We start from the raw sequence: 6000 nt of genomic DNA, 5'->3' as shown, positions 1-6000 counted from the left end.
GGCGGTACAATCAACATCATCACTAAGGCTCCAGAAAACGATTGGAGCTCTACACTGAGCATGGACACTTCATCTCCACTTGATGGTGATGGAGGGGAAGAGTATTCGATGGGCTTCACGACATCTGGTGCGTTGATTGAAGACGAGTTGTTTGCTCGCCTATCTGTTAACCAAACTAGCCGTGATGCTTGGCAACCCTATTCTGGTATGCATAGCTCTGGTTACGATCGTTCAGACATTACTGCGTTAGAAGAAAGAGAGACATTAAGCTTACTCGCGAGCCTGACATGGAATGCAACAGACAACCAAACCATTGATTTCGATTTTGGTTACAGTGACGACGAACGTGAGTCATCTGCGGAAAACGTATCATCTGTGATTGAGTCTGACACACGTGTTGTACGTCAGAGCCAAGCGATCACACATAGTGGTTTTTGGAGCTGGGGTGACACGCAAGTACGTTATTCACGTGAAAATGTGACAGATAATGATGCTGCGGACTCAGATACTAACTATAGCAGTGACATCGAAGAGCTGACTCAAATTGTTGAAGCTTCGGCGACCACTTATCTTGGTGATAGTCACACCGTAACGTTTGGTATGGACTACCAGTTGAGTGAATTAACCAACAAAGAAAACTTAGTCAATGGTACATCTGAAGCTTATCAAGGTGCGTTATTTGTTCAAGACCAATGGTTAATGACGGATCAACTAACGGCAACCATTGGTGGTCGTTTAGATAAGCATGAACTGTACGGTGAAGAGTTCAGCCCACGTGTGTACTTGGTTCATCAAACAACGAATGACCTGATCATCAAGGGTGGTGTGGGTAAAGCATTTAAAGCACCAACATTGACTCAAAATCAGACAGACTACACAGTTAATAGCTGTAAAGGCGTATGTGATTTACATGGTAATGAAGATCTTAAGCCCGAAACCAGCTTGAACTATGAGATCGCTGCGATTTATAGCCAACCTCGTTGGAATGTTGAAGGTGCCTTATTCCGAAATGAAATCAACGACCTAATTGATCGTGATGAAACCTATTGTGAGAACGGCGGAGTGTTTGAATCGGGTAAAGGTTGCGCTGATAGTTCAAGCTCAACTGGCTATGTGAATGGTAAGCGTACTTATACAAACGTATCAGAGGCTGTAGTTCAAGGTGCTGAGCTTACAGGCCAATTCCAAATTACTGATGAATGGGGTGTGTCTGGTAATTACACATTCTTAGACACTGAAGATAAGTCTACTGGTGACGAATTACTTGAGCGTTACAAGCATTCGGGTTTAGTTAAACTGAACTGGAGCCCAACTTACGATCTAAGTACTTTCGTGAGTGCGCGTTACCGTGGTGAACGTCAGATCGAAAGCGATCTAACTCAAGACGCTTACACAACGCTGAACCTAGGTGCTGTCTACAACGTGAATGCTTCAGTACGACTACGTGCAGGTATCACGAACTTAACTGACGAAGCTGTATCACAAGAGCTAGAGAGCATGGGCTATGTTGAAGAGCCACGTACTTACTACGTAGGTATGACAGCGGACTTCTAATTTAGAGTTCAGTAACTGATAGCTTGATACAAAAGAACCCACACTGGCTGATGCTCTAAAAGGAGAATGGCGAGTGTGGGTTCTTTTTTGATCTATAGATTTGGTTTAATTTGCCGTTTATCTATTAATCTAGATTTTGACACATGTGATCAGCGCATTACCGGACTGAGTATCCCAAGGAATCAGCTTGTCGTAATCGTGCTCGAAGATATTAACCTCGAAGTAGGGCTTCAATATCTCGATTAACTCTTTAAACGAGAATGCCACCATTGGGTGTTCATCATTCCACACTTGAGTTTCACCAGCAGTCGTCTTTTCGATGCTAAGCTTTAGCGCTTGCTTATCACCCTGACCAGAGTAATACCAACCAGAACGGAACGTGAAATCGTCTTTGTCTTGGTTTGTTGTGTGTCTAACAAACAGGTCGTTGCTGATCTTGTCTTTATCAACCACGTTAAAACAGAAAATACCTTCTGGCTTTAACGCACGATGCACACTTTCAATACACTCTTTAAGCTTCTCAAGGCCATCGTTGTAATGGATGGAATACAGGAAGCAAGTGATAAGATCGAGTGGTTCCGTGACCTCAAAGTTACTCATGTTTTGTACTGAGAACTTGGCTTCCGGGCAGCGAACTTCTGCGATATCTAACATCGGCTTGTTAAGATCTAGGCCACCGCTTTGGTAACCGAAATCAATAAAATGACGAACGTGTGGGCCAGTGCCACAAGCTAAGTCGAGGTGTGTTTTTCCTTCATTTCCAAAGATTTGATGGAGTCTACGTACGCAGTTACTTTGCGCTTGGTAGTCAATATCTACACACATTAAATCATAGTAACCGGATAGGTCGGTATAGAGTGCGTTGGCGGACATATTTGCCTGCAGCATAAGCTGAAAAATTAGGGTGGCGCATCATATACCGAAATTGGAAAATCGCAATCAAATATTCGATCAATGAAAGCGTTTTATTTTCTAACTTATGGTCGTTTTAAATGAGACCGTTTAAAGGGATGTTTAAGCTGCCAACAACATCAGTACGCGTGTCATCGCTATTCACTTTGCCCTGACTACTTATTCGTTAACTAAAACAGGTGTTGCTCCCTCAATGCAGCGACCATACGGGCTTTGCGGAACGCTTTTATCACGAGACGAGATAGGAAAAATATGGTATCTAGGTAAACCCAGTGTGACATTTATAATTTTATGATTAATCAGTAATTTTACTGATTCAAACCGAGTTCTTGAAAAGGAAACAATTCAGGAAAGTGGGCTGTTGATAAAAACCAAATCACTCAAGCTAAATAAGCGAACTAAACAAGGAGAGTTGAAACAATGACATCAGCAATAAATGCACAGGGTTCAATGGAAAATAGAACAGCATTGGAAAGCAGTGCTTCAATAGAAATTAAGGTGGATGACTTGTCGGGTGGGGAAGTCATTGAATTACTTGAAGAGCACCTCGCTGATATGTACGCCACTTCGCCAGCCGAAAGCGTTCATGCACTGGATCTAGATGGGCTCAAGTCACCAGAGATTACTTTTTTCAGTGCTTGGAAAGACAGCCAACTACTTGGGTGTGTTGCCATTAAAGAGCTAAATACCCAACACGCTGAACTCAAATCGATGAGAACCTCACAGTTTGCTCGAAAGTCAGGTGTTGCGAGCCAACTTTTACAGCACGTATTGGATACAGCAACCGCCCGCCAGTATCAAACAATCAGTTTAGAGACCGGCTCAGAAGACTACTTTAAGGCTGCGCGTAACCTGTATGAAAAGTTTGGCTTCGGATACTGTGAACCCTTTGCTGATTATGTGTTAGACCCGCACAGCCAGTTTATGAGTATTGAGTTGCGTTAAGAGACTAGCCTTAGATGTCGACTTACTTTGCAGGTTTCTCCCTTGGCCTTTCGCTGATTCTTGCGATTGGCTCTCAAAATGCGTTTGTTTTAAAGCAAGGGCTTAAGAACCAACACGTATTGGCAGTTTGTGCTGTATGTGCCATTTCTGACGCCTTACTGATTAGCTTTGGCGTGACGGGCTTTGGCGCAATCGTTAAGCAGTTCCCACAAATTGAGCAGTTCGCCCGTTATGGTGGCGCTATCTTTTTGGGTGTCTATTCATTCTTAAGCTTCCGATCAGCATTTACCGAAAACCACGCCTTAGAAGCCACGGCAGAAACTAAAGACTCATTAACCAAAGCGATTGCGATGTGTTTGGCGTTCACTTGGCTTAACCCGCATGTGTATTTGGATACTGTGGTATTGCTGGGGTCTATCTCAACGCAATATCAACCGGATCAAATGTTGTTTGGCGCTGGGGCGGTATCGGCGTCATTCGTGTTCTTCTTTTCACTTGGATATGGCGCTCGCTTCTTGGCTCCAATGTTTAAGAACCCGAGAGCGTGGAAGGTGTTGGAATTTGTCGTTGGCATGATCATGGCGTCTATTGCAATATCTTTGATCGTTTAGCCGCTCGTAATTAGGCATTCAAACATATTATCTAAAGTTCCTACCGAAAGTGACGACTTAAAGTGACTGCCTTTAATTATCTCCGCATTTAATTATTTCCAAAAAAATAGAATTATTTTTCGTCTTTCGGTTTTGGCGTTCGTCTTAGGGGTACAAATACAAATTAATGACCTAATTCGGAGTCAACCATGATTAAACTTGTTAGCTTTAAAAACTGCCCATTTGTTCAACGTGTAATGGGTGCTTTAGTAATGAAAAATGTCCCATTTGAAATTGAATACATTGAGCTAAATAATAAACCTCAATGGTTCCTAGATATTTCGCCAAACGGACAAGTGCCAGTATTGATTACAGAAAATGACACAGTTCTGTTTGAGTCAGATGCAATTGTTGAATACTTAGACGATAAATATTCGCCGATAGAAGAGGTGTCTGCAGAGCAAAAAGCACTAGATCGCGCTTGGTCTTATCAGGCAAGCAAACATTACATGCCGCAATGTGGAACGATGGGCAGTAAAGACAAAGAAACCTTTGAGACACGTTTAGCGAATCTTCAAAAATCCTTCCAAAAGGCCGAGAACAAGCTGGGTGACAGCGACTTCTTCAAAGGCGATTACATCTCTAACGTCGACATCGCTTGGCTACCACTGTTGCACCGAGCGTCAGTAATTAAAGAGGGCTCTGGTTTTGATATGCTTGAAGGCTTCCCGAAAGTACAGAAGTGGCAAGTGGCGCTGATTGAATCTGGCTTGACCGATAAAACCGTTCCTGCGGACTTTATTGAGAAGTTCAGCGGCTTTTATTTAACGAATAACTATTTGGCTAGTCTCGCTGAAGCTCGTTAATAATATGAATTAAATTGAAATATATTTTAATAGCAGGCTGTTCTAAATAAATACCCTCCCAAAATTAAACTCATTCTTCTCTTTATATCTTTTATTGGAAAAAGAGAGGAGTAGGATGGGCTTTTATGTTTAGGCGTGAAGATTCAGGTTGTTTTTGAGAACGAGTAACAATTTAGTTAGTACGGTAACGGCATGATTATAATGAACTTAATATTGATAATGCTCAGGTTTACTATCAGGTTTATACGTATTTTAGTACTCGTTACTTCTCAGGAAATACATCTATCTCATAAATAAGACTTAACTAAATATCTATGATTGTTCGTTTGATGACCTAAAAATCTTGTGGTACTTTCTCATTCGCTCCGTAAATGAACGGTGTTTTATTATTCATTAGGAGCTGGTTATTTAATTTATTTTAAACAGTAACGCAACAGGCGGAATAGTGTCGGAAACTATTGGCTGTTGGTCAACGTTGCTGTAAGACAGACAAAAAAAGGGTATTTTCATGCTTAAATCATCATTTCTATTGGGCCTAGTTGGCTTAGTTTCACTTCCTACATTTGCTGCTGGTATCGAGGGCGGTCCATACATTGGCGCCGGCCTTGGTGTGTATCAAGATTCAGACACTGATGGCGGCGGCAATTTAGATGCTGAAAGCATGGGGTACAGCCTTTACGGTGGTTACCAATTTAACCGCATTGTTGGTATTGAACTTGGTTACACGGATTACGCTGACTACGAAAAGTTTGGTACTAAGCTGCTTTCACCAACTTCTCTTTCTGTTGCAGCAAACGTAGGTTACACATTTGATAATTCAATTCGTCCGTTTGTAACCGCAGGTCTGAGCTACGTAGATTTGAACTCTAGCAACAGTGCTTTTTACGGTGACGATTCTGGTGCTGGTTTCCATTTTGGTGTTGGTGTGGAATACAACCCAGTGGAGAACTTAACACTTCGCCTGATCTCGCAAGCAGATGCTGTGAACATAGAAAACTACGCTTATATCAATGGCAATAAAGTTCGTCTAAGCAGCAAAGATGTCGCATTTAGCACAGTAACACTGGGTGCTTCATACAATTTTTAATGACCTCTGTGAAATAACTTACAGCTAATGTCATGGACACCTATAA

6 protein-coding genes are annotated in these 6000 nt (G+C 42.0%); 5 read left to right on the top strand and 1 reads right to left on the bottom strand.

Features of this window, described 5'->3' with window-relative positions:
- Positions 1–1554, top strand: a 1554-nt coding sequence (locus AB6E54_RS09955; protein ID WP_372168866.1) for a TonB-dependent receptor domain-containing protein, incomplete at its 5' end; no start/stop codon positions are given.
- Positions 1555–1683: 129 nt separating this feature from the next.
- Here AB6E54_RS09955 and AB6E54_RS09950 read toward each other — a convergent pair.
- The gene (locus AB6E54_RS09950; RefSeq protein WP_029235856.1) at positions 1684–2427 is read right to left on the bottom strand and encodes a class I SAM-dependent methyltransferase; all 744 of its coding nucleotides are present in this window, start codon (positions 2425–2427) and stop codon (positions 1684–1686) included.
- Positions 2428–2886: 459 nt separating this feature from the next.
- Between AB6E54_RS09950 and AB6E54_RS09945 the strand changes: the two genes are divergently transcribed.
- The 4 genes from AB6E54_RS09945 to AB6E54_RS09930 all read left to right on the top strand — a co-directional run bounded on the left by AB6E54_RS09945 (position 2887) and on the right by AB6E54_RS09930 (position 5954).
- A complete protein-coding gene (locus tag AB6E54_RS09945; protein ID WP_017059192.1) occupies positions 2887–3411 on the top strand; it encodes a GNAT family N-acetyltransferase in 525 nt (174 codons plus the stop codon).
- A 14-nt stretch (positions 3412–3425) separates the two neighbouring features.
- Complete coding sequence (locus AB6E54_RS09940) at positions 3426–4022, top strand: LysE/ArgO family amino acid transporter (RefSeq protein ID WP_229647290.1); 597 nt, start codon at positions 3426–3428, stop codon at positions 4020–4022.
- 188 nt (positions 4023–4210) lie between these two features.
- Entirely contained in the window at positions 4211–4867 is a 657-nt protein-coding gene (locus AB6E54_RS09935) for a glutathione S-transferase family protein (RefSeq protein ID WP_065681884.1), read from the top strand.
- A 508-nt stretch (positions 4868–5375) separates the two neighbouring features.
- A complete protein-coding gene (locus AB6E54_RS09930; protein ID WP_017083561.1) occupies positions 5376–5954 on the top strand; it encodes a porin family protein in 579 nt (192 codons plus the stop codon).
- The last annotated feature ends 46 nt before the right edge of the window (positions 5955–6000 follow it).

The organism is Vibrio sp. 10N.247.311.49 (assembly GCF_041467655.1).
Lineage (GTDB): Bacteria > Pseudomonadota > Gammaproteobacteria > Enterobacterales > Vibrionaceae > Vibrio > Vibrio crassostreae_C.
The sequence above is the reverse complement of the archived record's forward strand: the minus strand, read 5'-3'. Positions and strand labels throughout refer to the sequence as shown.